General features: G+C 71.8%; 20 protein-coding genes and 1 tRNA gene. 12 read left to right on the top strand and 9 right to left on the bottom strand.

Features of this window, described 5'->3' with window-relative positions; translation table 11 throughout:
• Nucleotides 1–328 precede the first annotated feature (328 nt).
• Nucleotides 329–2146, top strand: coding sequence for a putative bifunctional diguanylate cyclase/phosphodiesterase (locus tag ACFYNS_RS18080; RefSeq protein WP_388603783.1), 1818 nt, complete (start codon nucleotides 329–331; stop codon nucleotides 2144–2146).
• A 72-nt stretch (nucleotides 2147–2218) separates the two neighbouring features.
• On the opposite strand, the gene ACFYNS_RS18075 is transcribed toward ACFYNS_RS18080, so the two are convergent.
• The 3 genes from ACFYNS_RS18075 to ACFYNS_RS18065 all read right to left on the bottom strand — a co-directional run bounded on the left by ACFYNS_RS18075 (nucleotide 2219) and on the right by ACFYNS_RS18065 (nucleotide 5473).
• Nucleotides 2219–3334, bottom strand: a complete 1116-nt coding sequence (locus tag ACFYNS_RS18075; RefSeq protein ID WP_360296497.1) for an LLM class flavin-dependent oxidoreductase — start codon at nucleotides 3332–3334, stop codon at nucleotides 2219–2221.
• 247 nt (nucleotides 3335–3581) lie between these two features.
• A complete protein-coding gene (locus ACFYNS_RS18070; protein WP_360296494.1) occupies nucleotides 3582–4319 on the bottom strand; it encodes a decarboxylase in 738 nt (245 codons plus the stop codon).
• Nucleotides 4320–4510: 191 nt separating this feature from the next.
• On the bottom strand, nucleotides 4511–5473 hold the full coding sequence (locus ACFYNS_RS18065) for a decarboxylase (RefSeq protein ID WP_360296491.1): 963 nt from the start codon (nucleotides 5471–5473) through the stop codon (nucleotides 4511–4513).
• Between the two features lie 236 nt (nucleotides 5474–5709).
• On the opposite strand from ACFYNS_RS18065, the gene ACFYNS_RS18060 reads away from it, so the two are divergent.
• Both ACFYNS_RS18060 and ACFYNS_RS18055 read left to right on the top strand, forming a co-directional pair.
• Nucleotides 5710–6693, top strand: coding sequence for a D-2-hydroxyacid dehydrogenase (locus tag ACFYNS_RS18060; protein WP_388603780.1), 984 nt, complete (start codon nucleotides 5710–5712; stop codon nucleotides 6691–6693).
• 227 nt (nucleotides 6694–6920) lie between these two features.
• Nucleotides 6921–8333, top strand: coding sequence for an amidase (locus tag ACFYNS_RS18055; protein ID WP_388603778.1), 1413 nt, complete (start codon nucleotides 6921–6923; stop codon nucleotides 8331–8333).
• Between the two features lie 49 nt (nucleotides 8334–8382).
• On the opposite strand, the gene ACFYNS_RS18050 is transcribed toward ACFYNS_RS18055, so the two are convergent.
• The gene (locus ACFYNS_RS18050; protein WP_360296486.1) at nucleotides 8383–8904 is read right to left on the bottom strand and encodes a DUF3830 family protein; all 522 of its coding nucleotides are present in this window, start codon (nucleotides 8902–8904) and stop codon (nucleotides 8383–8385) included.
• Between the two features lie 124 nt (nucleotides 8905–9028).
• Between ACFYNS_RS18050 and ehuB the strand changes: the two genes are divergently transcribed.
• From ehuB to ACFYNS_RS18025, 5 genes are all read left to right on the top strand, one after another.
• Nucleotides 9029–9955, top strand: a complete 927-nt coding sequence (gene ehuB / locus ACFYNS_RS18045) for an ectoine/hydroxyectoine ABC transporter substrate-binding protein EhuB (RefSeq protein ID WP_360296483.1) — start codon at nucleotides 9029–9031, stop codon at nucleotides 9953–9955.
• The gene (gene ehuC / locus ACFYNS_RS18040; protein ID WP_360296480.1) at nucleotides 9952–10707 is read left to right on the top strand and encodes an ectoine/hydroxyectoine ABC transporter permease subunit EhuC; all 756 of its coding nucleotides are present in this window, start codon (nucleotides 9952–9954) and stop codon (nucleotides 10705–10707) included. Before ehuB ends, ehuC begins: the two co-directional genes overlap by 4 nt.
• Entirely contained in the window at nucleotides 10704–11354 is a 651-nt protein-coding gene (gene ehuD / locus ACFYNS_RS18035) for an ectoine/hydroxyectoine ABC transporter permease subunit EhuD (protein ID WP_360296477.1), read from the top strand. The genes ehuC and ehuD overlap by 4 nt, the downstream gene beginning before the upstream one ends.
• Nucleotides 11344–12168, top strand: a complete 825-nt coding sequence (ehuA, locus tag ACFYNS_RS18030; RefSeq protein ID WP_360296475.1) for an ectoine/hydroxyectoine ABC transporter ATP-binding protein EhuA — start codon at nucleotides 11344–11346, stop codon at nucleotides 12166–12168. Before ehuD ends, ehuA begins: the two co-directional genes overlap by 11 nt.
• A gap of 328 nt (nucleotides 12169–12496) precedes the next feature.
• Nucleotides 12497–13288 (top strand): IclR family transcriptional regulator, encoded by a 792-nt coding sequence (locus ACFYNS_RS18025; RefSeq protein ID WP_388603775.1) that lies wholly within the window; start codon nucleotides 12497–12499, stop codon nucleotides 13286–13288.
• Nucleotides 13289–13387: 99 nt separating this feature from the next.
• On the opposite strand, the gene ACFYNS_RS18020 is transcribed toward ACFYNS_RS18025, so the two are convergent.
• Together ACFYNS_RS18020 and ACFYNS_RS18015 are read right to left on the bottom strand one after the other, a co-directional pair.
• Nucleotides 13388–13461 (bottom strand) — tRNA-Lys (locus ACFYNS_RS18020).
• 102 nt (nucleotides 13462–13563) lie between these two features.
• A complete protein-coding gene (locus tag ACFYNS_RS18015) occupies nucleotides 13564–14574 on the bottom strand; it encodes a DUF3533 domain-containing protein (protein ID WP_360296472.1) in 1011 nt (336 codons plus the stop codon).
• A 146-nt stretch (nucleotides 14575–14720) separates the two neighbouring features.
• Here ACFYNS_RS18015 and ACFYNS_RS18010 point away from each other — a divergent pair, with 146 nt between their 5' ends.
• The 3 genes from ACFYNS_RS18010 (at nucleotide 14721) to ACFYNS_RS18000 (ending at nucleotide 20153) form a co-directional block, all read left to right on the top strand.
• On the top strand, nucleotides 14721–15851 hold the full coding sequence (locus ACFYNS_RS18010) for a winged helix DNA-binding domain-containing protein (RefSeq protein WP_388603773.1): 1131 nt from the start codon (nucleotides 14721–14723) through the stop codon (nucleotides 15849–15851).
• A 250-nt stretch (nucleotides 15852–16101) separates the two neighbouring features.
• Nucleotides 16102–18132, top strand: a complete 2031-nt coding sequence (locus ACFYNS_RS18005) for a glycosyltransferase family 2 protein (RefSeq protein WP_388603770.1) — start codon at nucleotides 16102–16104, stop codon at nucleotides 18130–18132.
• A complete protein-coding gene (locus ACFYNS_RS18000) occupies nucleotides 18129–20153 on the top strand; it encodes a galactose oxidase-like domain-containing protein (RefSeq protein ID WP_388603768.1) in 2025 nt (674 codons plus the stop codon). The genes ACFYNS_RS18005 and ACFYNS_RS18000 overlap by 4 nt, the downstream gene beginning before the upstream one ends.
• A gap of 85 nt (nucleotides 20154–20238) precedes the next feature.
• Here the strand turns inward: ACFYNS_RS18000 and ACFYNS_RS17995 are convergent, their stop codons facing one another.
• Together ACFYNS_RS17995 and ACFYNS_RS17990 are read right to left on the bottom strand one after the other, a co-directional pair.
• Complete coding sequence (locus tag ACFYNS_RS17995) at nucleotides 20239–21297, bottom strand: glycoside hydrolase family 6 protein (protein WP_388603908.1); 1059 nt, start codon at nucleotides 21295–21297, stop codon at nucleotides 20239–20241.
• A gap of 219 nt (nucleotides 21298–21516) precedes the next feature.
• A complete protein-coding gene (locus ACFYNS_RS17990) occupies nucleotides 21517–22296 on the bottom strand; it encodes an HAD-IIA family hydrolase (RefSeq protein WP_360300287.1) in 780 nt (259 codons plus the stop codon).
• 225 nt (nucleotides 22297–22521) lie between these two features.
• Here ACFYNS_RS17990 and ACFYNS_RS17985 point away from each other — a divergent pair, with 225 nt between their 5' ends.
• Nucleotides 22522–23598: a Gfo/Idh/MocA family oxidoreductase gene (locus ACFYNS_RS17985; protein ID WP_360300290.1), complete on the top strand. Its 1077-nt coding sequence runs from the start codon at nucleotides 22522–22524 to the stop codon at nucleotides 23596–23598.
• Between the two features lie 78 nt (nucleotides 23599–23676).
• Here ACFYNS_RS17985 and ACFYNS_RS17980 read toward each other — a convergent pair whose 3' ends face one another.
• Nucleotides 23677–25410, bottom strand: coding sequence for a protein kinase (locus tag ACFYNS_RS17980; protein WP_360300293.1), 1734 nt, complete (start codon nucleotides 25408–25410; stop codon nucleotides 23677–23679).
• Nucleotides 25411–25431: the final 21 nt, after the last annotated feature.

The raw sequence follows: 25431 nt of genomic DNA, 5'->3' as shown, positions 1-25431 counted from the left end.
ACGGATGGACCTTCCTCAGATTCGCGCCGTATGTCCGGTGATGCGCTGTTTCGATAGACCGGACGAGTCAACCGCAGTATGACTACTCTTCGTAATGGGCGGTCGATAGTGATCAGGGCACACTCAGGACCGATGCAGAAACGGTCACCCCTGCGCCCATGCCCGGCCCCCGGCCCCCCGGCCGACCGGAAGCCCGAGCGGAGACACTGGCTCCGCTCTTGCGCCAACCTCTATGATCGGCACATTTCCAGCGCGGATCCTCCCCTGGGCGGCCCACGGGCAGCCGGCCGACCGATCCGCACGAGACGAGCCCCCCGCGGAGCGATCGGTGAACGGACCCCTCGAAGGACCGGGCAAAGACTCCGGCGAAGCCCTCGTAACCCAACCCCAGACCATCACGGAAAGTAGCCACAAGCGCTGGCGACTGCGCGCACACCACGGGCACAACGAGAGCGACTTCCGGGCCGCCTTCCACGCGGCGCAGTTGCCGATGGCCATCGTCGACCCCAACGGCCGGGTGCTGACGGCCAACCGGGCGCTGGGAATCCTGCTGGGCGCCGCGCCGCACCGGCTGACCGCACGGCCCATCGCCGAGCTGGCCGGGCTCGGCCTGGACGGACGGGTGCGCAGCGCCTACCACGAGGCGCTGCAGGGCCGTACCGACCGGATGTCCTGCACCCGCAGGCTCAAGCACGCCGACGGCCACACCCTCTGGGCCGAGATCACGGTGACCCCCACCGCCCGGGGCGGCGAGGCGCTGCTGTCCATCGCGGACATCAGCGAGCGCCGCGACCTCCAGGAGCGGCTGCGGCATCTGCAGATGCACGACCCGGTCACCAGGCTGCCCAACCGCACCCTCTTCTTCGAGCGGCTGGCCGGAGCGCTGGCCGACTCGGCGACGGGCCGGACCGGGCTGTGCTACCTCGACCTGGACGGCTTCAAAGCCGTCAACGACACCCTCGGCCACCGGATCGGCGACAGCCTGCTGGACGCGGTGGCACAGCGGCTGACCCTGTGCGCCGAGGCGGGCGGGGAGGACGGCGGCGGCCATCTGGTGGCCCGGCTCGGCGGCGACGAGTTCGCGCTGCTGGTCGAGTCATCCACCGGCACCGAGCAGCTCACCCAGCTCGCCCAGTCCGTCCTGACCACCCTTCAGCGGCCGTTCGACCTGGCGGGGCAGCGGCTGTCGGTCTCGGCCAGCATCGGAGTCGTCGAACGGGAGACGGCCGGCACCACGCCCACCGAGCTGATGCAGGCGGCCGACACCACGCTGTACTGGGCCAAGGCCGACGGCAAGGCCCGCTGGACGCTCTTCGACCCGGAGCGCAACGCCCACCGGATGACCCGGCAATCCCTCTCCTCCACCCTGCGCCGGGCCGTGGAGCGGGGCGAGTTCGTGCTGGAGTACCAGCCGATCGTGGGCTTCGCCGACGACCGGCTGCGCGGGGTCGAGGCGCTGGTGCGCTGGCAGCATCCGCAGTTCGGAATGCTCAGCCCGGACCGGTTCATCGGCCTCGCGGAGGAGAACGGCGCCATCGTGCCGCTGGGCCGCTGGGTGCTGGAGGAGTCCTGCCGGCAGGCGCGGCGCTGGATGCGGGAGCACGCGGGACCGCCGCTGTACGTGAGTGTCAACGTGGCGGTGCGCCAGGTGTGGGACTCCGACCTGGTGCGGGACGTGGCCGAGATTCTGGAGGAGACCGGGCTGCCCGCCGGGCTGCTCCAGCTGGAGCTGACCGAGTCGGCGGTGATGGGGTCGGCCGGGCGCCCCCTCCAGGCGCTGCAGGCGCTCTCGGAGACGGGGGTGCGCATCGCCATCGACGACTTCGGCACCGGCTACTCCAACCTGGCCTACCTCAGCCGCCTCCCGGTGCGCGCGCTCAAGCTGGACGGCACCTTCGTCCGCGGCTTCCGCACGGCACGGCACCAGAACCCCGCGGACGAGACGATCGTGACGGCACTGGTCCAACTCGCGCACAAGCTGGGCCTGACCGTCACCGCCGAGTGCGTGGAGGGCCCGGCGCAGGCCGAGCGCCTCCGCCGGATCGGCTGCGACACGGGCCAGGGCTGGCACTACGCCAAACCCATGGCGGCCGACCGGATCGCCGAGCTGCTGGCGTGGTCGCCCCCGGAGGCAGGCAGCGCGTAGTCCTCCGGAAGCCGGTTCCGGGAGCGCGCCACCCGGAACCGGGGGCGGCTCCTCCGGAACCGGCGCAGCCGGTCAGGGGAGCCGGTAGGCGTCGGCTATCAGTTCCAGCGACCGGGCACGGGCCTCGGGGGTGTGCGCGTTGGCGGTGAGCATCAGCTCGTCGGCGCCGGTCCGCTCGACCAGCGCGTCGAGACCGGCCCGCACGGCGTCGGGGGTGCCGTAGGTGACGTTGCCCAGCCAGCTCTCCACGAAGTCGCGCTCCACGGGACTGAACGGATACGCCTCGGCCTCCTCCGGGGTGGGGATCAGTCCGGGCCGTCCGGTCCGCAGCCGCACCATGGACAGGGCGCCCGTCAGCACCTGACGGCGGGCCTCCTTCTCGTCCTCGGCGGCCAGCGCGGCGGCGCCGATCAGCGCGTACGGCTCGGCCAGCACCGCCGAGGGACGGAACGTCTCGCGGTAGAGCTCCAGGGCCGGAAGCGTGTTGGCGGCCGAGAAGTGGTGCGCGAAGGCGAACGGGAGCCCCAGCTGCCCCGCGAGCCGGGCGCTGAATCCGGAGGAGCCCAGCAGCCACACCGGCGGCCGGTGCGCGGCGCCGTCCGCCCCGGTACCGCGGGTCTGCACGGGTCCGGGCACGGCGTGGATGCGGGCGTAGCGGTGGCCGTCGGGGAAGTCGTCGTCCAGGAACCGGACCAGTTCGGCAAGCTGCTGCGGGAAGTCGTCCGCGCCCTCGCGCAGCTTCTCGGTGCGCCGCAGCGCGGCGGCCGTCGCACCGTCGGTGCCCGGTGCCCGGCCCAGCCCCAGGTCGATCCGCCCCGGCGCCAGCGCCTCCAGCGTGCCGAACTGCTCGGCGATCACCAACGGCGCGTGGTTGGGCAGCATCACACCGCCCGAGCCCAGCCGGACGCGGCGGGTGTGGGAGGCCAGATGGGCCAGGATGACCGCGGGCGAGGAACTGGCGACGCCGGGCATGGAGTGGTGTTCGGCCACCCAGTAGCGGGTGAAGCCGCGGGCGTCGGCGAGGGCCGCCATCCGGGTGGAGGTCGCCAGCGCTTCCCGCGCCGTGTACCCCTCGCCCACGTTGACCAGGTCGAGGACGGAGAGGGGTACGGGGGCCTCGCCCCGCGCCTCGCCCCGGATACCGGTCGTCGGATCCTGGTGCTGTGCGTCCTCGCCTGGCTGGCTCACGATGGCTTCGCCTTCCTCCTGCGTTCCGGTGCGGGGGCCCGCGCGCCCCGTGCCGGGGTCCGCGGGCCACGAGCCGGTACAACGCGCCGGAAGGCCGCTGTCTTCCCGGGGTGCGGCAGACCGCCCGCCGGGCCCCGCGGGAGCGGCGGACACCGCGCCGGGAGCCGGGGCGCCCGGCCCGCCGCGTCCCGCTCCCCGGCGGCCGTTTCGGTACCGGGGACCGGGAGCGCGGACGGGGCCGCGCCGGTCAGAAGAAGAGCGCGCCCAGCGCCGGGCAGTGCACCTTGCGGTCCAGCAGCCGCAGCCCCTCCTTGGCGGTGACCTGGTTGGCCGTGAGGACGGGCTTGCCCAGCTCGGCCTCCAGGGCGGGGATGTGGGCGGCGGTGTGCAGGGCGGTGTCCGGCAGCAGCACGGCCTGCGCGTCGGGGTGGTCGCCGCCGCGGGCCAGCGCCAGCACCTCCTCCTCGCCCCAGGTGCCGACCTCGGCGGCGGTGATGATGCCGCTGCCGCGCATGGCGATCACCTCGGCGCCCGCGGCCTTGAGGAAGCCGGTGAACAGCTCGGCGACGTCCTCCGGATAGGTCGCCGCGATGCTGACGCGTTCGACACCGAGGTCGCGGACCGCGTGCGCGAAGGCGAAGGAGGTGCTGGAGGCGGGGAGCCCCGCCGTCTCTCCCAGCTCCCGGACCTGCTCGTGGGCGCCGTCCCAGCCGAAGACGAAGCTGGCGCTGGTGCAGGCCCACACGACGGCCTGGATGTCCTGGCCCTTGACCTCCTCGACCTTCGCGGCGAGCCGGGCCGCGGAGCCCATCTCCAGCAGGGCGTCCACCCGGTGGGCGTCCTCGCCGATGTCGGTGTGCACGAGCGGCAGCCGTACCTCGGCGCCCGCCTCGGCGAGGATCCGCTCCAGCCTCGGGTAGTCGTCCTCGGCCGAGTGGCCGGGGTAGAGGAATCCGACCGCCGGTGCCGATGCCGCCTGTGCCATCTACGCCTCCTGTGCGTGCTCAAAGGTGTGGTGCGGTGTGGTGTGCTGCGAGTGCTCGCATGCGTGCGGGACCGCCGTACTGCCGGTGGCGGTACGGCGGTTGGTTCGTACGGCGGGCCGTACAGGGGTCCGCACGGCGGGCCGTACGGGGGGAGAGAGCCCGTACGGGAGGCCGTACGGGCGGGGAAGGGTCAGGCCGGGGGCTGGGGGCCGCTGCCCCACTCCTCCGGGAGCCCGGGATGCCCGTAGCCGAGGTCGGGGGTGCCCTCCAGCGGGTCGCCGGGCTCGGTGCCCGCTCCCGCCAGCGCCGCCTCCGGCTCGTGGCCGACCTGCTGCTCCTCGGGCTCGACGAGTCCGTCCGCCTCGTGCGCCACGGGCTGGGTGCCGGTGGTGGACGTCATGGCGGCCGGGCCGCGCCGTGCGACCGGGTCGAGGAGCGCCTGGTAGGGGCCGACGGCCTGCTTGCCGACCGCGCGCAGGGCCGCCCACATGGTGACCTGGTTCGCGGAGAGCACCGGCATCCGCAGCTCGGCCTCCAGCTGCGGGATGACGTCGTAGGTCGGGAGGTTGGTGCAGGAGATGAACAGCGCGTCGGGCGCGTCCACCACCGCTTCTCGGGCCATGTCGACGACGTCCCGGTAGGCCACCCGCCAGATCTCCCGGGTGAGCCCCATGTAGCAGCGCCCGGTGATGCCGATTCCGGCCTCGTCCAGGTAGTCCTCCAGGGAGTCGGTGACCGACTTGGTGTAGGGGGTGACGATCGCGATGCGCCGTGCGTCGATCTCACGCAGCGCGTCCAGCATCGCACCCGAGGTGGTCAGGGCCGGCATCTCGCCGGCGTCCGCCATGGCGGTGGCCATGGCGCGTTCACCGGCCGTGCCGCCCACGAAACTGCCCGATGTGCAGGCGTAGGCCACGACTTCCGGGGCCACGGCGCACAGCGCACGGGTCGCCTCGCGCAGCGTCTCGTGCTCGCTGACCAGGCGTGCGAGGTCGAGGCTGACCTCTACAGGGACGAAGGGGGTGCGGGTCAGGTGCAGGGACACGTCGTCCGGCACCCAACGCCAGAGTTCACGGTCCAGTGCGAAGTCGAAGGGAGCGACGATTCCCACGCCGCGCTGCGGCAACGGTCCGCCGAGGAAGGAGACGTCCATTTCGGACCCCATAAGAACGGAGGGGAAGGCTCATGGCCAGAAGGCCCCTGAGTCAAGGGAAGTCAGAGGAAAAGCAAAGCCGGTCAGAAGCCGGGACGCCGGGACAGATGTCTTTGTTGACGAAGGTAGTTTCTGCTCCCTACCGTGGTCAATCCCGCCATCTGAGGCTGGTTCCCGTCCCTCCCGGCTCACTCCTTCAGCCAACCGTCCCTGCGTTTCGAAACGGTTTCCTGCCTATGTCCGAAACCTGCGTTCTTGTCCTCGATGCCGAGCCGCTTCCCCGGCTCGACCGACTCGCGGGGCGCGCACGCGTCGTGCATGCCGACGAGAAGACGCTCGCCGACCAACTTCCCGAGGCCGACGTCCTGTTGGTCTGGGACTTCCTCTCCGACGCGGTACGCGACGCCTGGCCGGGCGACGACCCCCGGCCACGCTGGGTACACACCCCGAGCGCCGGCGTGGACCGGCTGCTGCCGGAGCTGGCCGACGGTCGCGAGACCGTCATCACGAATGCACGGGGCGTGTTCGACCGCCCCATCGCCGAATACGTCCTCGGCCTCGTGCTGGCCATGGCCAAGGACTTCCGTGGCACCTGGGAATTGCAACGACAGCGCCGCTGGCGGCACCGAGAGACATTCCGCGTGGGAGGAAGTCGGGCGACAGTCGTCGGTTCCGGTCCAATCGGCCGGGAAATCGGGCGCGCTCTACTGGCACTCGGTGTCAAAGTGGACCTCGTCGGCCGGACTGCACGGGACGGCGACCCCGAATTCGGGCGCGTGCACAGCACGGACTCGCTGCCCGGCCTGCTCGGCGACTCCGACTGGGTCGTGTGCGTCGCACCGCTGACCCAGGAGTCGACGGGCATGTTCGACGCAGCGATGTTTGCGCGGATGAAGCCCGAAGCGCACTTCGTGAACGTCGGGCGGGGGGCGCACGTGGTCGAGGACGACCTGGTGGACGCGCTGCTCAAGCACCACATCCGGGGAGCCGCGCTGGACGTGTTCGCCGAGGAGCCGCTGCCCGCCGACAGCAGGCTCTGGGACGTGCCCGGGCTGCTCGTCTCGCCGCACATGAGCGGTGACACGATCGGCTGGCGCAACGATCTCGCGGAGCAGTTCCTGGACAACTTCGACCGCTGGGAGGCGGGCGAGCCGCTGCTGAACGTCGTCGACAAGGACCTCGGCTACGTTCCGTCGGCCCCCGCGGCGCGGACGGACTGACCGGCCGGGCACGGGGCTCCCCGGCGCCCCGTGCCCGCCGGAATCGCTCCGGCGGGGCATCGTGCGCTCCGCTCTCCCGGGGCGTTCTTCTCCTTCTCCTCCGTCGCCGGTGACCATCGGGTGTCACCGGGTCGTTTCTTCACGCCACGGGTGCGGTGCGGGCCCGGGGCTCGTCGTCCTGGCGGTCCGCCGTGCGCGGGCCGCCCGGTCTCTCGGGAGGTTTCGTCATGTCCGATCTCAACGCTCTGACCGCGACCCAGCTCGTGGCGGGGTACGAAACGGGGGACTTCACCCCCGTGGAGGTCACCCGGGCGGCGCTGGAGCGCGCAGAGGTGACCCAGGAGCGCGTCAACGCGTTCGTCCGCATCGACGGCGAGGCCGCGCTGCGGCAGGCCGAACAGTCCGCCGGGCGCTGGGAGCGCGGCGAGCCGGCCGGCCCGGTGGACGGGGTGCCGGTGACGGTGAAGGACATCCTGCTCCAGCGCGGCGCACCCACCTTCAAGGGCTCCTGGGCCACCGGCGAGGGCGGGCCCGGGGACGAGGACGCCCCGTCGGTGGCGCGGCTGCGGGAGAGCGGCGCCGTCTTCCTGGGCAAGACGACGACGCCCGAGTTCGGCTGGAAGGGCGTCACCGACAGCCCCCGGCACGGGGTGACCGGCAACCCGTACGCGCCCGACCGCACCGCGGGCGGCTCCAGCGGGGGCAGCGCGGCGGCCGTCGCGACGGGCGCCGGGCCGCTGTCGCTGGGTACGGACGGCGGCGGGTCCGTGCGGATCCCCGCCTCGTTCTGCGGCATCTTCGCGCTGAAGCCCACCTACGGGCGGGTACCGATCTACCCCGCGAGCGCCTTCGGGACCCTCGCGCACGTGGGCCCGATGACGCGGGACGCGGAGGACGCCGCACTGCTGATGGACGTGATCAGCGCGCCGGATCCGCGGGACTGGTCGCATCTGGGCCCGGTGCCGCACAGCTTCCGCGGCGCGCTGGCCGCGGGCGCCGAGGGGGTGCGCGGGCTGCGGGTGGCCTTCTCGCCCGACTTCGGCGGCCGGGTGCAGGTCGATCCGGAGGTCGCCGCGGCGGTTCGGAGTGCGGTGGCGCTGCTGGAGGAGTTGGGTGCGGTGGTGGAGGAGGCCGATCCCGGCTTCGCCGACCCGGTCGACTCCTTCCACACGCTGTGGTTCAGCGGTGCCGCACGCGTCACCCAGGGATTCGGCCATGATCAGCGGGAGAGCCTGGACCCGGGTCTGCAGGAGATCTGCGCGGACGGGGCCGCCCGCAGCGCGCTGGAGTACCTCGCCGCCGTGGACGAGCGGATGGATCTGGGCCGGCGGATGGGCGCCTTCCACGAGCGGTACGACCTGCTGGTGACGCCGACCATGCCGCTCACCGCGTTCGAGGCGGGGGTGGAGGTGCCGCGCGGCTCCTCGCTGACCCGGTGGACCGGGTGGACGCCCTTCTCCTACCCGTTCAACATGACGCAGCAGCCGGCCGCTTCGGTGCCGTGCGGGACGGACGGGGCAGGGCTGCCGGTGGGTGTGCAACTCGTCGGCCCGCGGCACTCCGACGCGCTCGTGCTGGGTGCCTCGCACGCCCTGTACGAGGCGGGGGTCGCGGCCGGGGTCCCCTCCGTGCTGGGCTGAGCGCGGCTGGTCCCGTTGGGGGGTTGCGCCCCCCCAACGGGTGTGTTCCTCAGGCTCGGCGGAAGTTGAGGGTCTCGCCGACGGCGCCCGAGCGCCAGAGGTCCTGGCAGGCCTCGGCCATGGCGTCGAGGCCCTCGACGATCTGGCCCCAGACGATGCCGGGCACCCAGCCGGCGTCGCCGTTGATCAGCAGATTGTTGCGCTCGTAGAACAGCGCGAGGTCGATGACGGTGGCCCGGCCGGCGTGTGCGGCCTCGGTGCCCTGCTGTTCCGCCGCGGCCTCGTACCCGTATCCAGGGGTCGCCAACTGGGTGTTGGAGAAGGTGAAATAGCAGAGGTCACCGGGGATGGGGGTAATGGTCGGATTCTCCAGCGGCGGCTCCTGGGGGGCGAACGGGGGAATAAGGGCGTAGATCTCGTTGCGCGCGTACTTCGCGTGGTATACGTCGCCGCCCAACGGCAGCGCGTCCCACACCGCCGCGCAAGTGATGGGCGCGCGGTCGTCGAGCAGCTTTGCCGTGCAGCTCACTCCCCGCTTGTCCAACGACACTTCAATGAAGCGCTCAGCCATCGTGCCTCCGCACAAGGGTGGTCATTTACCTGCCAATGGTGACTCAGACACCAGCTTCAGCGCGACCCCATAACGGCTTGAAATTATCCGCATATCTTCAGCCTGGCTGGGTATGCGCGCGCCCATGGCTCCACCACAGAGGAACAACACGGCAGGTGCCGGGAGACGTTTGAGCCGTCGGTCGCTGCTCGGCGGGGCAGCGTCCTTGGGTGCGGTCAGCGCGCTCGGCGCAACGACCGCATGCAGTCGGGTGTCCAGCGCGGACGCCGAGGACGGGGGAGATCTTCTGGAGCGGCTGAAGGCCCAGGGAACGGTGAAACTGGGCCTCGCCGGCGAACAGCCCTACAGCTACATCGACAAGGACGGCGAGTTGACGGGCACCTCGCCCGAGATCGCCAGGACCATCTTCAAGCGGCTGGGCGTCCCGAAGGTCCAGCCCTTCCCGACCGAGTTCAACTCGCTGATCCCGGGTCTCAACTCGCAGCAGTTCGACGTGGTCGCAGCCGGTATGTACATAACGCCCGAACGATGCAAACAGGTCCTGTTCGCCGACCCCGAGTACGAGATGCGGGACGCGTTCATCGTGCGCAAGGGGAACCCGAAGAACCTGCACAACTACGAGGACGTCAAGAAGAGCGGCGCGAAGTTGGCGACCGGAACCGGCTATGCCGAAATCGGCTACGCGGCGGAGGTCGGCATCAAGGAGTCGGAAATTCTGCTGCTTCCGGACCAGCTCGCCGGACTTCTTGCCGTGGAACAGGGACGGGCCGATGTATTCACCGGTACGGCGGTCACCGTGCGGAATGTGGTCAGGCAGACCAAGAGCAAGAAGGCCGAGTTCACCGCGGCCTTCACTCCGAAGCTGGACGGAAAGCCCGACCTGGGCACCGGCGCGTTCGCGTTCCGCTCGGTCGAGACGAAGCTGCGGGACGCCTTCAACCGCGAGCTGCACAAGATGAAGGAGAGCGGCGAGCTCTTCCGGATCATGAAGGGCTTCGGCTTCATCAAGGAAGAGATGACCGAGATGACCGCGAAGGAGCGCTGCGCATGACGGACCTCACCGCAGGGCTGTGGGAGCTGCTCCTCAAGGGCGTCTGGGTCACCGTCCAGCTCACCGTCTTCAGCGCGGCGCTGGGCGCGTTCGTCGCCTTCACGGTCGGCGTGGCCAGGACCAACCGGCTGTGGATCGTCCGGTTCCTCTCCGGCCTCTACATGGAGATCTTCCGGGGCACCTCCGCCCTGGTACTGATGTTCTGGATGTTCTTCGTGCTGCCGGTCGCCTTCGGCTGGCAGCTGGTGCCGATGTGGGCGGCCGTGCTCGCACTCGGCCTCTCGTACGGGGCCTACGGCTCGGAGATCGTGCGCGGCGCACTCGCCGCGGTGGCACCGGCCCAGCAGGAGGCCGGGATCGCGCTGAGCTTCTCGCCCTGGCAGCGGCTGGTGAAGATCCAGCTTCCGCAGGCGTGGCCCGAGATGGTCCCGCCCGCCAACAACCTGCTGATCGAGCTGCTCAAGGGCACCGCGCTGGTGTCCGTGCTGGGTGTCGGTGACATCACCTTCGGGGCCGCACTGGTGCGCAACGCACTCGGCGAGAGCGCCCCGGTCTACACGATCATCCTGGTCATGTACTTCATCCTGGCCTTCCTGCTGACCCGCGTGATGCGCGCGGTGGAGCGGAAGGCGAAGGCGGGCATCGGCCAGGCCCCGGAGAAGGGCCAAGGAGTGCTGCACAAGCTCACCGTTCCCCGGCAGGCGGACGCGCCCTCGAGCGACCTGTCCGAGAGCGCCGGAGGTGCCCGATGAAGTGGGACTGGTCTGCTGTCGGCGACTTCATGCCGCGCTTCTGGGACGGCGTGCTCGTCACGCTCCAGGCGCTGGTGCTCGGTTCGCTCATAGCCTTCGCCCTCGGGCTCGTCTGGGCGATGGCCCAGCGCTCCCCGCTGAAGGCGGTGCGCTGGCCGGTGATGGTCGTCACCGAGTTCATCCGCAACACCCCGCTGCTGGTGCAGCTGTTCTTCCTGTTCTACGTACTGCCGGAGTGGGGGCTCACGCTCTCCGCCCTCACCACCGGCATCGTCGGCCTCGGGCTGCACTACTCGACCTACACCGCCGAGGTCTACCGGGCCGGCATCGACGGCGTCCCGGTGGGCCAGTGGGAGGCGTGCACGGCGCTGAGCATGCCGCGCGGCCGCACCTGGAGCGCCGTCATCCTGCCGCAGGCGATCCGCCGCGTGGTGCCCGCGCTGGGCAACTACGTGATCGCGATGCTGAAGGACTCGCCGATGATCGCGGTGATCGGCGCGCTCGAAATGCTCGGCCAGGCACGGCAGTTCACCTCCGTCACCTTCCTGCCGACCGAGCCGATCACCGTGGTCGGTATCGCCTTCATCGTCATCGCCTACCCGGCATCCCTGCTTACGAGAGCCCTGGAGCGTCGCCTTGTCCGCTGAGAAGAACCCGAGCACGGCCGCGAACGGCGGTACGAACCCCGCTGCCGAGGGCAGTGAGCTGATCAAGTTCGACAACGTCACCAAGCGCTACGGCAGCAACGTGGTGCTGGACAACCTCTGCTTCGACGTGTCGCCCGGCAAGCACGTCACCCTCATCGGCCCCTCCGGCTCGGGCAAGACCACGATCCTGCGGCTGCTGATGACCCTGGTGAAGCCGGACGAGGGCACCATCAAGGTGGCGGGCGAGTACCTCTCGCACGAGGAGCGGAACGGCAAGCTGGTGCCTGCGGGCGAGAAGCACTCGCGGGAGGTCCGCAAGAACATCGGCATGGTCTTCCAGCAGTTCAACCTCTTCCCCAACATGAAGGTGCTGCGGAACATCACCGAGGCCCCGGTGCACGTGCTGGGACTGGGCAAGGACGAGGCCGAGCAGCGCGCCCGCGAGCTGCTGGAGATGGTCGGTCTGACCGACCACATCGACAAGTACCCCAGCCAGCTCTCCGGCGGTCAGCAGCAGCGGGTGGCGATCGCCCGCGCGCTGGCGATGCGCCCGCAGGTGCTGCTGCTGGACGAGGTCACCTCGGCCCTCGACCCGGAGCTGGTGGCCGGGGTGCTGGACGTGCTGCGGGACATCGCCCACTCCACCGACATCACCATGCTCTGCGTCACGCACGAGATGAACTTCGCGCGTGACATCTCCGACGACGTGCTGATGTTCGACGCGGGCCGGGTCATCGAGTCCGGTGCGCCGGAGAAGATCTTCACCGATCCCGAGCACGAGCGCACGAGGGAGTTCCTCAGCGCCGTGCTGTGAGCGCACCGGTGCTCCGCTCCGCACGGAGCACCCGCCGTTCTGACCGAGCCCGCGCCGACTGCGGCGCGGGCTCGGCTGCGTGGCGCACCCGCGGGCCGCGGAGCGGTCCGGGGAACAGGACGCCACGAGGCCGCCGGCTGCGCCGCCAGGGGCACAGCGCGGGGGCGCGTACGGGGGCGCACAGAGGGGGCGCATCCAGCCGTGCGGCATATGCCGATCACGGCAACGCACCCGTACCGGTGCCACGTTGGCCGCTATCGTGGGATATGAAGCCGTGACCACACGAAGTGGTAACGGTACAAACGGTCACAACCTCCAGGGGGACACCGTGTCACTGCTCCAACCACCCGGAGGCCCGCCCGAGGAGTCGGGACGGGAGCCGGTCACACCCCTCGGCTCGGTACAGCACGCCCTGCGGGTGCTGGAGACCGTCTCCCGACACCGGAACGGTGTCACCGAGGACGTGATCGCCCGCCGCGCCGAGCTGCCCGCCGACCGGCTCGACCGGCTGCTGCGGATGCTGTGCCGCGAGGGCTATCTGTCCCGGCTGGAGGACGGCTCCTACGTCGTCGGCGAGGCGCTGATGCTGCTGAGCTCCGGCCTGGACCGGAGCCAAGCGCTGCGGGCGCGGCTCCAGAGCACCCTGGACGAGTTGCGGGACACCGTCGGCGCCGCCGTCTACTTCGGCCGCTACCGGGACGGGGAGCTGGAGAGCGCCCAGGTCGCCGACGGTCCCACCACCCCGGCGGTCAACCAGTGGGTGGACTTCCGCTCGGCCGCGCACGCGACCGCGCTCGGCAAGTGCCTGCTCAGCCAGCTCGACCACGATCGCCGGCTGGACCACCTCTCCCGCCACCGGACCCCGCGGCTCACCTCGCGGACGATCACCGACGAGCGGCTGCTGCTGACCGCACTCGACCGGCAGCCGTCGACCGTCCCGGTGCTGGACCTCCAGGAGTACGCCGTCGGCACGGTCTGCGCCGCGGTACCCGTGACGGCGGGCTCCGCGGTGAGCTGTCTGGCGCTCTCCCTGCCGGTCGCCCAGGCGCACCGGCTGCGCAGAGCCGCCGAGATGCTGAGCCAGCGGGCCGCGCCGGTGATGCTGTCGCTGGCGATCTGACCCGTCCCGGACACCGCCCGGACCGACGCGCCCTGCCACCGTCCGGACGCACAAAAAGGCTGCGGCTCCCCGACAGTCGAGGATCCGCAGCCGAATTTGTGCGCCGCCAGGGACTCGAACCCCGGACCCGCTGATTAAGAGTCAGCTGCTCTAACCAACTGAGCTAGCGGCGCCCGTCGCCGTTTCCGGCCGACAGAGGAAATACTACCCCTTCTCCAAGGGTGCTGATGACCAGCTCCCGGCGGCGGCGGCCGCGCGCGGCCCCGGGCCCGGCGTCAGAGCGGGAGGGTCAGGCCCGGCTCCCGGCGCCGCACCGATCCCGCCATCAGCAACGCCGCGCCCGCCACCGCCCAGACCGCCATGACCAGCAGCGGAGTGCCGAGCGCGTGGCCGGAGAAGTACACGATGCCGCGTACCGCACTCGTCCCGGCGCCGGTCGGGATCCACTCGCCGACGGCCCGCCAGAAGGGCGGGATCAGATGCCGCTGGAAGGCGCCGCCGGCGCTCGGGTTGCCGAGCACGACGAAGACGAGCACCGCGACGCCGATACCGACCACCCCCAGGAACGCCTCCAGCGCCAGGGTGCACGCCGCCGTGCCGAAGACCAGCAGCGCACCGACCCACCACAGCGCCACGAAGTGCCCCGGCAGCGCATGCAGCACCGGGTCGACGACGATCGCGCCGCCGAGTCCGGAGAGGACGGCGTACACCGCCGTACCGGCCAGCCGCAGCGCGCCCAGCCCGGGCCGCGCGGGGCGGGTACCGGCCGCCACCCCCATCAGCGAGGCCAGCAGATAGCCCCCGACGAGCCAGCCGACGATCAGATAGAACGCGGTCAGGCTCTCGTAGTCCTGCGGCCCGGACGGCGCGATGTCCACCACCTTCAGCCGCCGGCCCTGCTCGTCGGCCACCCGCTCGCCGACCCGGCGCAGCGCCTGGGCCTGCGGGCCGCCCGCGCCGGAGGCCACCAGCAGGGTGTCCGCGCCTGCGCGCGGGTCCATCAGGTAGGCGCCCTCCGCCTTCCGGTCCAGGATGCGTGCGCGGGCGGCGCGCTCGTCCTCGACGGCGGTGACGGACAGCGGGTCCCCGGGGAGCCGGTCGAGCCGTTCGGCGGCCTGCACGGGCGCGACGACGGCGACCGGGATGCCCTGCGGCCGGGGGTGGTGGAAGGCACCGATGTAGGAGACGAGGAAGCCCAGTTGGACCAGGAGGACGCCCAGCACGAGCACGAACGTGCCGGGAGAGAGGGCGCTGCGGCCCCCGGCGCCGGGAGTGGCACTGTACATGGACTCATTCCCCTATGGGTGCTTTCTTGAGCAGTTGTCTCCATCCATACCGCATGACCCGGCCCCTTCCCCCGTGTTGGGCTTCCGGGCGCGCCGCACCCCGGACCGCATGGCGCGGCGCCGCGCCATCGGCGAGACTCGACGCCATGCCCGCTCTCCTGACGCGGCCGGCCCTGAGCCGCGCCCTCCTCGCCCGCCAACTCCTGGTCGAACGCGCCCGGATGCCGGTGCGCGACGCCGTCGAGCACCTGGTCGGCATCCAGGCCCAGGCGCCCAGACCGCCGTACTTCGCGCTGTGGAGCAGGCTGGTGGACTTCGACCCGCAGGAGCTGTCGCTGCAACTGGAGGGCCGCGGGCTGGTCCGGCTGAGCACCATGCGCGGCACCGTCCACCTGGTCAGCGACCGCGACGCGCTGGAGTTGCGGGCGCTCACCCAGCCGCTGCACGAGAGCGCGGTACGCACGAATCTCGCCAAGCAGCTCGGCGGCGAGGACCCCTGGCGGGTGGCGGAGGCCGCCCGGGAACTGCTCGCCGAGCACCCGCTGACCGGCAGCGAGCTGGGCGCCCGGCTCCAGGAGCGGTGGCCCCATCTGGAGGCCCGCCCGCTGTGGATGACGGCCCGCTATCTGCTGCCACTGGTGCAGTTGCCGCCGCGCGGACTGTGGGGGCGCACCGGGCAGCCGGTGCTGGACACCGTCGAGCGGTGGCTGGGGCGGTCGCCGGCCGCCGAACCCAGTGTGGAGGCGATGGTGCTGCGCTACCTCGGCGCCTTCGGCCCGGCCTCCGCACGGGACGCGCAGACCTGGTCCGGACTGACCCGGCTCGGTGAGGTGCTGGAGCGGCTGCGGCCGCAGCTGCGGGTCTTCCGGGACGAGGCGGGCCGGGAGTTGTACGACCTGCCCGACGCGCCGCGACCCGACCCCGAACTGCCGCTGCCGGTCCGCTTCCTGGCCGAGTACGACAACATCGTCCTCTCGCACGCCGACCGCTCCCGGCTGCTGGACGAACCCGTCCGCCGCACCCTGGCCGGCCGGAACGGGCAGGTGCCCGGCACCTTCCTGGTGGACGGCCGGGTGCGGGGCATGTGGAAGGCCGACACCTCACGCAAGGCCGCCACCCTCACGCTCACCCCGTTCGAGCAACTGGACGAGGAGGCGGAGCAGGCACTGACCGAAGAGGGGGAGCGGCTGCTGGCGTTCGCCACCGACGGCCGCCCGGGCCCGCACGCGGTCGCCTTCGCCGCACGCGCCCTGCCCGGCGCCGCCTCCCCGCGATGACCACGGATCGATGACGCTTCCGTCACATCTGGTGGCCCCATAACACCCCAACGGCACGAAACCGCCCGTGCCGCCCTTGCGTTCGTGTGCCGAGTTGTAGAACCTGACGTGCGTTCACCGAGCGGTCCGTACCGTGCACGGGGACACGGGGACACGGAGACCGAGCGACACCGCGCGCCGCGGGGCGGGGGCCAGGGCGCGGCATCGGCACGAGAGCACGCTCCTGCCGGGGCGTGCGGGGGAACGACACATGACCACGCCACCCGAGGGCGCCCGGCATCCGCAGCCGCCGGAGCACGACGACCAGGATCCGACGCGCACGGCGCAACTGCGCATACCCCGGCCGGCCGCCCGGGCGGGGGACGCCGCGGCGCAGCACGCGCCCGCACCGTCCCGGACCCGCGCGCGCCGGCCCTCCCCGCACCCCTGGGAGCGTGCCGCGCCCCGCTACGACTACGAGCACTACAGCCGGCTTGCGGGCCCGCTGCGGCAACCGGACCCGGCCGCGCCCCACCGGGTGCGGTACCGCAGCCTGCTGGCCGACGAACCGCACCGGTTCCGCGCCGGGTTCCTGCTGTGCCTGGCTCCGCTGCTGTCGGCCGCGCTCCTGGTCTGGCTGATGCAGCCGGATCACTGGACCCGCCGCGACCCGGGTGAGGTCTCCGATCTCGTCCTCAAACTCGACGTGGTCATGCTCGTCTCGATCGGGCTGATCGAGCTGTTCCGCACCCTCAACGTCCTCTCCAACGCGCACGCCACCCTGGTGGCCCGGGACCCGATACCCGTGGTGCCCGAGGCCGGTACCCGCGTCGCCTTCCTCACCTCGTTCGTCCCCGGCAAGGAGCCGATCGGGATGGTCACCAGGACCCTGGAGGCGGCCATGCGGGTGCGGCACCGGGGCACCATGCACGTCTGGCTGCTCGACGAGGGCGACGACCCCGAGGTCAAGGAGGTCTGCCGCCGGCTGGGAGTGCATCACTTCTCCCGCAAGGGCACCCCGCGGTGGAACACCGCCAAGGGTGCCTTCCGTGCCAAGACCAAGCACGGCAACTACAACGCCTGGCTCGACGCGCACGGCGACGACTACGACTTCTTCGCCGGGGTCGACACCGATCACGTACCGCTGCCCAACTACCTGGAGCGGATGCTGGGCTACTTCCGCGACCCGGACGTCGGCTTCGTCATCGGCCCGCAGGTCTACGGCAACTACGACAACTTCGTCACCAAGGCCGCCGAGAGCCAGCAGTTCCTCTTCCACGCCCTCATCCAGCGCGCCGGGAACCGCTACCGGGCGCCGATGTTCGTCGGTACCAGCAACGCCGTCCGCATCACGGCGCTGAAGGCCATCGGGGGGCTGTACGACTCCATCACGGAGGACATGGCCACCGGCTTCGAGATGCACCGCCACCGCAACCCGGCCACCGGCAACACCTGGCGCTCCGTCTACACCCCCGACGTGCTCGCCGTCGGCGAGGGCCCCAACGCCTGGACGGACTTCTTCACCCAGCAGCTCCGCTGGTCCCGCGGCACCTACGAGACGATCCTCAAGCAGTACTGGCGCGGCCTGGGCAGCATGCCGCCGGGCAAGATGTTCAACTACACGCTGCTGATGCTCTTCTACCCGGCCTCGGCGCTGAACTGGATCCTCGCCGCGCTCTCCTGCGCGCTCTTCCTCGGCCTGGGCGCCTCCGGTGTGCAGATCGACCCGGCCATCTGGATGGCGCTGTACGGCAACGCCACCGCGCTGCAGATCGGGCTCTACATCTGGAACCGGCGGCACAACGTCTCCCCGCACGAGCCGGAGGGCTCCGGCGGACTGGCCGGGATGCTGATGTCCGCGCTGTCCGCGCCGATCTACGCACGCTCCCTCTTCGACACGGTGCTGCGCCGCAAGAGCAAGTTCGTGGTCACGCCGAAGGGCGACTCGGCCAGCCCCGACACGCTGTTCGGCACGTTCCGGGTGCACCTGTTCTTCATCGCCGTCTTCGGAGGCTCCCTCGTCGGCTCCCTCTTCCTGGGGCACGACCACCCGGCCATGCTCACCTGGGCCGCGCTCGCGCTGCTGATCACGGCGGCACCGATCGTGGGCTGGCGAGCGACCGTCCGCACCGAGAAACGCCGCAGGGCGCGCAGGGCCCGCCGGCACGCCTCCGGAACCCGGACCGCGGCGGCACCTTTGGCCGCGCCCGCGTCCGCGCCCGCGTCCGCGTCCGCGCCCTGGCCCACGCCCGCCCACGACCAGCATCCGCACCACACCGCGTTTGGGGGACAGGAACGATGACGAACCGACGGAGCCGCCGCCGCGCCGCGAGCGCCGGGAAGCGGCGGGCCCGGCGCATAGCCATCGGCACGGCGGTCGTGCTGCTCGTCGCCGGGTTCAACGGCCCGGCGCTGTACAGCTTCGCCTCGGCCAAGTACCACGACTACGAGATCAACCAGCCCGAGTACAAGGCCGCGAAGGGCCACTGGCAGATCGTCGACATCCCCGAGAAGTTCCGGATCAACACCATCCACGCGGCCCTGCTGCACACCGGCAAGGTGCTGCTGGTGGCGGGCTCGGGCAACGACGCGAAGAACTTCAAGGCCAAGAGCTTCCGCACGGTCCTGTGGGACCCGGTGCGCAACACCTTCAAGAACATCCCCACCCCCAACGACCTGTTCTGCTCGGGGCACAACCAGCTCCCCGACGGCAAGCTGCTGGTCGCGGGCGGCACTCAGCGGTACGAGACGCTCGAGGGCGATGTGGAGAAGGCCGGGGGGCTGATGTTCCTCTACAACGAGAACCCCGACCGGGGTAAGACGATCAAGAAGGGCACCCGCTTCACGGGGCGGAAGAGCGGCAAGACCTTCGTCGCCCAGCACACCGTGCTCCTGCCGCGGGCCAAGAAGCGGAAGGACCCGGAGACCGGCGAGGTCGAGACCGTCCACAGTGTCACCCGGGTCTACGCCGAGGCGGCGAAGAAGGGCCGGAAGTACCAGACGGGCACCGAGGACCAGTACCGGGTGCACGGCCTGGAGGGGGACTGGAAGCGGAACGTCTACGGTGTGGCCCAGAAGATGTCCTTCGACAAGAAGGACTTCCAGGGCATCAAGGACGCCTACGAGTTCGACCCGGTGGCCGAGCGCTACATCACGGTCGACCCGATGAACGAGGCCCGCTGGTACCCCACCCAGCTCACGCTCCAGGACGGCAGGGTGCTGACCGTCTCCGGGCTGGACGACATCGGCCAGGTCGTCCCCGGCAAGAACGAGATCTTCGACCCGAAGACGAAGAAGTGGCACTACCTGCCCAAGACGCGGTTCTTCCCCACCTACCCGGGGCTGCACCTGGTCGGCCAGAACCGGGTCTTCTTCAGCGGCACCACCGCCGGATACGGCCCGGCCGACAAGGGCCGCACACCCGGCATCTGGAACCTGGAGACCAACAAGTTCACCGAGATCCCCGGTATGAGCGACCCGGACGTGCTGGAGACGGCGATGTCCGTGCCGCTGCCTCCCACCCAGTCGCGGAAGTTCATCGTCGAGGGCGGGGGCGGCGTCGGCGAGTCGGACAAGACGACGGACAAGACACGCATCGTGGACCTCTCCTCCGACACCCCGCGGTTCCGCGACGGGCCCGACCTCTACGACAAGGTCCGCTACCCCAGCAGCGTGATCCTGCCGGACGACACCGTGCTGACCACCAACGGATCGGGCCGCTATCGGGGCAAGAGCGACAGCAACGTGCTGAAGGCCGCGATCTACAGCCCGAAAACCAACAAGTTCAAGGAGGCCGCCGCCCCGCTGGTCGGCCGCAACTACCACTCGGGCGGGCTGCTGCTGCCGGACGGCCGGGTGATGACCTTCGGCTCGGACTCGCTGTACGCGGACAAGGCCAACACCAAGCCGGGTGAGTTCGACCAGCGCATCGAGATCTACACCCCGCCCTATCTCCATCAGGACAAGAAGCAGCCGCAGTTGCGCACGGCCGACGCGGACGCCGCCGAGAACCTCGCGCCGGGTGACCGCGTCTCCTTCCGCAGCAAGGACGCGGCGTCCTTCAAGCGGCTGCGGATGGTCCGGCCCGGTTCGTTCACCCACGTGACGAACGTGGAGCAGTCGTCGGTGGCCCTGAAGATGAACACGTCCCGGGACGGAACGGTGACCACGACCATCCCGGACGACCCCTCCCTGGTCACCCCCGGCTGGTGGATGGTCTTCGGGGTGGATGCGGACGGCGTGCCCTCCAAGGCCCAGTGGGTGAAGGTAGGCATCGACCCGGACGCCGCGCACACCACGGTGACCACGGGCGATCCGGAGTAGGCCCCTGCCGTCCGGCCGGCTCCGCGCCCCCGCGGCACGCCCTCGGGAGCGCGGAGCCGCGCCGGTCGGCCGGTCGGCCGACCGACTACGACCGGTGCCCGTTCTGCTCGTCGGTGTTGCGGGCCAGCTCCAGGGCGTACTCCGGCCACCAGGTACCGGCCTTCGGGCCGCCGCGGCACTCGCCGTCCGACTCCCCCGGGCGCTTGATCCACAGGTAGGCGTCCACCAGGTCGTGCCCCGTCCTGGTGGTGGGCGGTTCGCCCAGGGCCCGTCCGGGCGGGTTGCACCAGCTCTCCTCGCCGCCGCGCAGCGGCCCGTTGCCGTTCCGGCTGGTGTCGACGACGAAGTGTTTGCCCCCGACCTTCGCCGACAGCCGCTTGCCGTGGGCGATGTTGGAGGCGGTGGTCTGGAAGTTGGAGACGTTCAGCGCGAAGCCGTCGGCCTTCTCGATCCCGGCGCGGGCGAGCGGCTCGGCCAGCGCGCCCGGGTCGCGGACCCAGTCCGGATTGCCGGCGTCCAGGTAGACCGTCGTGCGGGGCAGCCGCTTGAGCCGGGTGACGGCGTCGGCCAGCAGCCGGTAGCGCTCCGCGCGCAGCTTCGGCGCGGCGCACGCGCCCGAGACGGTGTGCGCGAGAGCGTCCGGTTCCACGATCACCGTGGCGGCCCGGCTTCCGATGCCCTCCGCGACCTCGTCCAGCCACCCGCGGTACGCCGCGGCGCTCTCGGCTCCGCCCTTGCTGTACTGCCCGCAGTCGCGGTGCGGCACGTTGTAGAGGACCAGCAGCGCCTCCCGGTCCGCGGCGGTGGCGGCCTCGGTGACGCGGGCCGCGTGACCGCGCGGGTCGGCGGGCCCGAGCCAGTCGGCCACCGGCTGCCCGGCGATCTTCCGCAGCGCGCGGGCCCGTGCGGATTCACCGTCCTCGGCGTCGCTACGGGCCTGCCGTGCGGCGTTCCCCCGGGGGTCGACCCAGTAGGGGACGACGGACCTGGGGCGCTGCCGCACCTCGGAGCCCGCCTCGGGCCCGCCCCCGTCCGGGGCGTCCGGCGCGGAGCAGCCGGCCAGCAGCAGGGCTCCCGCCAGCGTGCCCCCCGCGGCCCCCCGGGCGCGCGCGAGCGGCGCGCGACTCCGGGCGCTGCCGTACATCCACTCCCCCTCGGCTGTACTGCGGGCGGCGGCCGGCTCGCCGAACAGCCGCGAGCCGCCGCGGGGCGGGCCGCAGACCGGCCGCAGCATCGGCCCATCGTGTCACAGAAGACGCCGCGCACGGCCGTACTCCGGCGCCTGCGCGTACCGGTACGCGCAGGCGGGAGGCGGCTGCCCCACGGCGGCGGTGCGTGGGGCAGCCGGCGGACCGGGAGCGGGTCAGACCCGGTCGACGAGGTCCGCGATGGAGTCGACGACCCTGGAGGGGCGGTAGGGGTACCGCTCCACCTCATCCGGCCGGGTCAGCCCGGTCAGCACCAGGAAGGTCTCCAGCCCGGCCTCCATCCCGGCCCGGACGTCGGTGTCCATCCGGTCGCCGATCATGGCGCTGGTCTCGGAGTGGGCGCCGATCGCGTTGAGACCGGCACGCATCATCAGCGGATTGGGCTTGCCGACGAAGTACGGGTGCTGGCCGGTGGCCTTGGTGATCAGGGCGGCGACCGACCCGGTGGCGGGCAGCGCTCCCTCGGCGGAGGGGCCGGTCTCGTCGGGGTTGGTGGCGATGAAGCGGGCGCCGTCGTTGATCAGCCGGATGGCCCGGGTCAGCGCCTCGAAGCTGTAGGTGCGGGTCTCGCCGAGGACGACGTAGTCCGGGTCGGCGTCGGAGAGGACGTAGCCGATGTCGTGCAGGGCCGTCGTCAGCCCGGCCTCCCCTATGACATAGGCGGTGCCTCCGGGGCGCTGGTCGTCCAGGAACTGCGCGGTGGCCAGCGCGGAGGTCCAGATGTTCTCCGTCGGGACGGTCAGCCCGATGCGGGCCAGCCGGGCGTGGAGGTCCCGGGGGGTGTACATCGAGTTGTTGGTGAGCACCAGGAACGGCCGCCCCGACTCCTTGAGCCGCTTGATGAACGAGTCGGCGCCGGGGACGGGGATTCCCTCGTGCATCAGCACACCGTCCATGTCGGTGAGCCAGGACTCGATGGGCTTGCGCTCTGCCACGGATGGACTCCTGCCAGGTCGTGGTGGTCCGGCCGGCGGAGGAGCGTGCCCGCGTACGCCGGGGCACGGAACCGGCCGCCGCGCTCAGCGTAGCGGCAGCGGCCGGTGCAGGTCAGCCGGGGCGCAGTCGCTCCGGTGCCGGAGAGCACCGGAGAGCCCCTGCGGGCGGCGGAAGCGGGCAGCCGGGTGCGTGCTCCGGGCCGCGGGCTTTGCGAGGGTGGGGGCATGAACCGCATGGACACCACCGCCACGCCGCTCCGCGTCGGACTGCTCGGATTCGGGCTGGCCGGATCGGTCTTTCACGCCCCGCTGATCGCCACCACGCCGGGGCTCGTGCTGGACACCGTCGTCACCTCCGACCCGGAGCGCCGCAAGCGCGCCCGGGAGGCGGGCGCTCCGGGCGACGAGGTGCGGACGGTCGCCTCGGCGGACGAGCTGTTCGCGGACGCGGACCGGCTCGACCTGGTGGTGGTCGCCACCCCCAACCGCACCCATGTGCCGCTGACGCACCGCGCCCTGGACGCGGGACTGCCGGCCGTGGTGGACAAGCCGCTGGCGCCCACCGTTGCCGAGGCCCGCGAGCTGGCGGCGAAGGCCGAGTCCCGTGGGCTGCTGCTGGCGCCGTTCCAGAACCGCCGCTGGGACAACGACTTCCTCACCCTGCGCTCGCTGCTGGCCGAGGACGCGCTGGGCGAGGTGTTCCGCTTCGAGTCGCGGTTCGAGCGCTGGCGGCCCCGGCTCAAGGGCGGCTGGCGCGAGTCGGGCGATCCGGAGGAGGTGGGCGGGCTGCTCTACGACCTGGGCAGCCACGTCGTCGACCAGGCGCTGACCCTCTTCGGCCCGGCCGCCTCCGTCTACGCGGAGTCGGACGTGCGGCGGGCGGGCGCCGCGGCGGACGACGACACCTTCATCGCCATCACCCACGAGAGCGGCGTCCGCTCCCACCTGTGGATGAGCGCCACAGCGGCCCAGCTCGGGCCGCGCTTCCGGGTGCTGGGCAGCAGCGCCGCGTATGTGAAGTACGGACTCGACCCGCAGGAGAGCGCGCTGCGCGGGGGCGCGCGCCCGGTCGAGGGGACGCCGTGGGGGGTGGAGCCGGAGGGCGCCTGGGGCACGCTGGGTGCGCAGGACCCGCCCGGCGCCCTGCGCACCGTGCCGACGCTGGACGGCGACTACCCGGCCTTCTACGACGCGGTCGCCGGTGCGCTGCGCGAGGGCACTCCGGCGCCGGTGACCGCCCACGAGGCGGCCGCGGCCCTCCAGGTGCTGGAGACCGCGCGCTCCTTCGCGCGGGGCGGCTAGGCAGCGACCCGCGAGCCGGACGTGCCGTCGGGGCTTCCCCCGTGGGCGGCGTGCGGAGCTGCTGTGCCGCCCGGTTCGTCATCGCCGGGTGCACGCCCAGGCGATCGTGCGGCCGCCGCCCGCGCGTCCCTGCGCCGCCTGCTCGGCCGCGGCCCGCGTCCGGCCGTGGCCGCCCCAGTAGCGGTGGTTGTTCGGGTTGTAGGCGACGGCGCCGCAGCCGTTGGCGAAGGAGACGAGGACCTTGCAGCCGGGGCCGGAGCAGTGGGACATCGCGCCCCGCTCGGCAGCGCTGCGGGAACTGTGGTCCCAGGACCTGCCGTTGCTGCCGTCATGCCCCACTGCGATGGCCCCGTAGTAGTTCCGGGGCGGGGCGGAGGTCCGCTCGGGTGCGGGGGCCGGAGCGTTGTACGTCGGACGGGAGGCGGCTTCGGTCTCCGGCGGGTCGTCGTCGGTCGGCCTGGTGTAGGTCGGCGTGCGGGTCGGCCTGGTGTCGGCCGGGTCCGTGCCACCGGTTGTCCCCGAGGTGAGGCGGCCCGGCGTCGAGTCGTGGTCGGTCAGCAGCCGACTCGCGGAAGTGGTGGGCCTCGCGTCGGAGAGCTGGTCCGCATCGTCGGACGGCCCGTCCTTGCCGGACAGCAGCACTGCCGCGAGGACCACGGCGCCGATGGCGAGGGCGATGCCCCCCAGGGTGCGGCCCGGCGTCGACCCGCCCGGGCCCGGGTCCCTCCTCGGGGCGGTGCCCGGGCTCTGGCTGCGCCCGGGAGTGGGCGGCCGGCTGTTCCCCGGCCCGTTCGCCCGCGCGCCTGCCGCCTGCCGCCGGCCCCCGGACCGCCCTTCCCCGGTCACGCGCCTGGTGTGCCCCGGCACGTCCGAGGTCCAACTGCGGGTGACGGTCTCCGCCTCCGCCTGGTCGGCGGCTCGCTGGAGGCGGCTGCCTTCTTCGGCGTACTGGTCGATCAGTGCGGTCCAGCCGCTCGGCAGGGCGCGGGAGCCTCTCCGGGCGAAGCGCCGGATGAGCTGCTCGGCCGTCGGCCGGTCCTCGGGCCGCACCGCGAGGCAGTCGCCGACCACCCCGGCGAGGCCCGCGGGCAGGCCGTCCAGGTCGATGGCCGCCCGCCGTACGTGGTTGAGCTGCTGCAGCGGCTCCTGGGTCTCCGGGTACGGCAGCCGTCCGCAGGCCACGTAGTAGAGGGTGACGCCGAGCGCGTAGATGTCGGAGGCGAACGTGCTGGGCTGCCCGTCGGCCTGTTCCGGCGCGGCGAAGGCGATGGTGCCGAGAGTGAGCCGGGTGCTGGTGAGGTCGCCGGCGTGCGAGATGCCGAAGTCGATGACCCTCGGCCCCTTCGCGGTCAGCAGGATGTTGAGCGGCTTCACGTCCCGGTGCACGATGCCCTTGCTGTGCAGCTCCGCGAGCGCCCGCAGGATGCCGGGGGCGATCCGGCGCACCGCCTCCTCGTCCCCGAGGGGCCCCTTCTGCACCACGAGTGCCTCGAGCGAGGGCGCCGGCACGTACTCCATGGCCATCCAGGGCCGCTCGGCCTCGACGTCGGAGTCGTGCACCCGGGCGGTGTACGTGCTCCGCACCCGGCGGGCCAGCCTGGTCTCCCGGCCGAAGCGCTTGCGGGCCTCCTCGCTCACCCCGCCCGGGGCCAGCAGTGTCTTGACGGCGACGATCCGGCCCGTGTCGGGGTGCCGGCCGAGGTAGATCACCCCCATGCCGCCGGTGGCCAACTGGCCCAGCAGTCGGTAGGGCCCGAGTCGGCGCAGCTCACCACTGAGCGCGAACACACCCATCCCGAACGGCTCTGTCACTGTCCCGCCCCCGTCCCCGTC

Source organism: Streptomyces sp. NPDC006925, from assembly GCF_042869575.1.
GTDB lineage: Bacteria > Actinomycetota > Actinomycetes > Streptomycetales > Streptomycetaceae > Streptomyces.
Note: the sequence above shows the minus strand (reverse complement) of the source record. Positions and strands in the feature narration are given on the sequence as shown.

Coding starts and splice junctions, on each gene's coding strand:
- ACFYNS_RS18070 (WP_360296494.1), bottom strand. CDS start 4,319: ATGGCACAGGCGGCATCGGCACCGGCGGTCGGATTCCTCTACCCCGGC.
- ACFYNS_RS18065 (WP_360296491.1), bottom strand. CDS start 5,473: ATGGACGTCTCCTTCCTCGGCGGACCGTTGCCGCAGCGCGGCGTGGGA.
- ACFYNS_RS18060 (WP_388603780.1), top strand. CDS start 5,710: ATGTCCGAAACCTGCGTTCTTGTCCTCGATGCCGAGCCGCTTCCCCGG.
- ACFYNS_RS18055 (WP_388603778.1), top strand. CDS start 6,921: ATGTCCGATCTCAACGCTCTGACCGCGACCCAGCTCGTGGCGGGGTAC.
- ACFYNS_RS18050 (WP_360296486.1), bottom strand. CDS start 8,904: ATGGCTGAGCGCTTCATTGAAGTGTCGTTGGACAAGCGGGGAGTGAGC.
- ehuB (WP_360296483.1), top strand. CDS start 9,029: ATGGCTCCACCACAGAGGAACAACACGGCAGGTGCCGGGAGACGTTTG.
- ehuC (WP_360296480.1), top strand. CDS start 9,952: ATGACGGACCTCACCGCAGGGCTGTGGGAGCTGCTCCTCAAGGGCGTC.
- ehuD (WP_360296477.1), top strand. CDS start 10,704: ATGAAGTGGGACTGGTCTGCTGTCGGCGACTTCATGCCGCGCTTCTGG.
- ACFYNS_RS18015 (WP_360296472.1), bottom strand. CDS start 14,574: ATGTACAGTGCCACTCCCGGCGCCGGGGGCCGCAGCGCCCTCTCTCCC.
- ACFYNS_RS18010 (WP_388603773.1), top strand. CDS start 14,721: ATGCCCGCTCTCCTGACGCGGCCGGCCCTGAGCCGCGCCCTCCTCGCC.
- ACFYNS_RS18005 (WP_388603770.1), top strand. CDS start 16,102: ATGACCACGCCACCCGAGGGCGCCCGGCATCCGCAGCCGCCGGAGCAC.
- ACFYNS_RS18000 (WP_388603768.1), top strand. CDS start 18,129: ATGACGAACCGACGGAGCCGCCGCCGCGCCGCGAGCGCCGGGAAGCGG.
- ACFYNS_RS17995 (WP_388603908.1), bottom strand. CDS start 21,297: ATGTACGGCAGCGCCCGGAGTCGCGCGCCGCTCGCGCGCGCCCGGGGG.
- ACFYNS_RS17985 (WP_360300290.1), top strand. CDS start 22,522: ATGAACCGCATGGACACCACCGCCACGCCGCTCCGCGTCGGACTGCTC.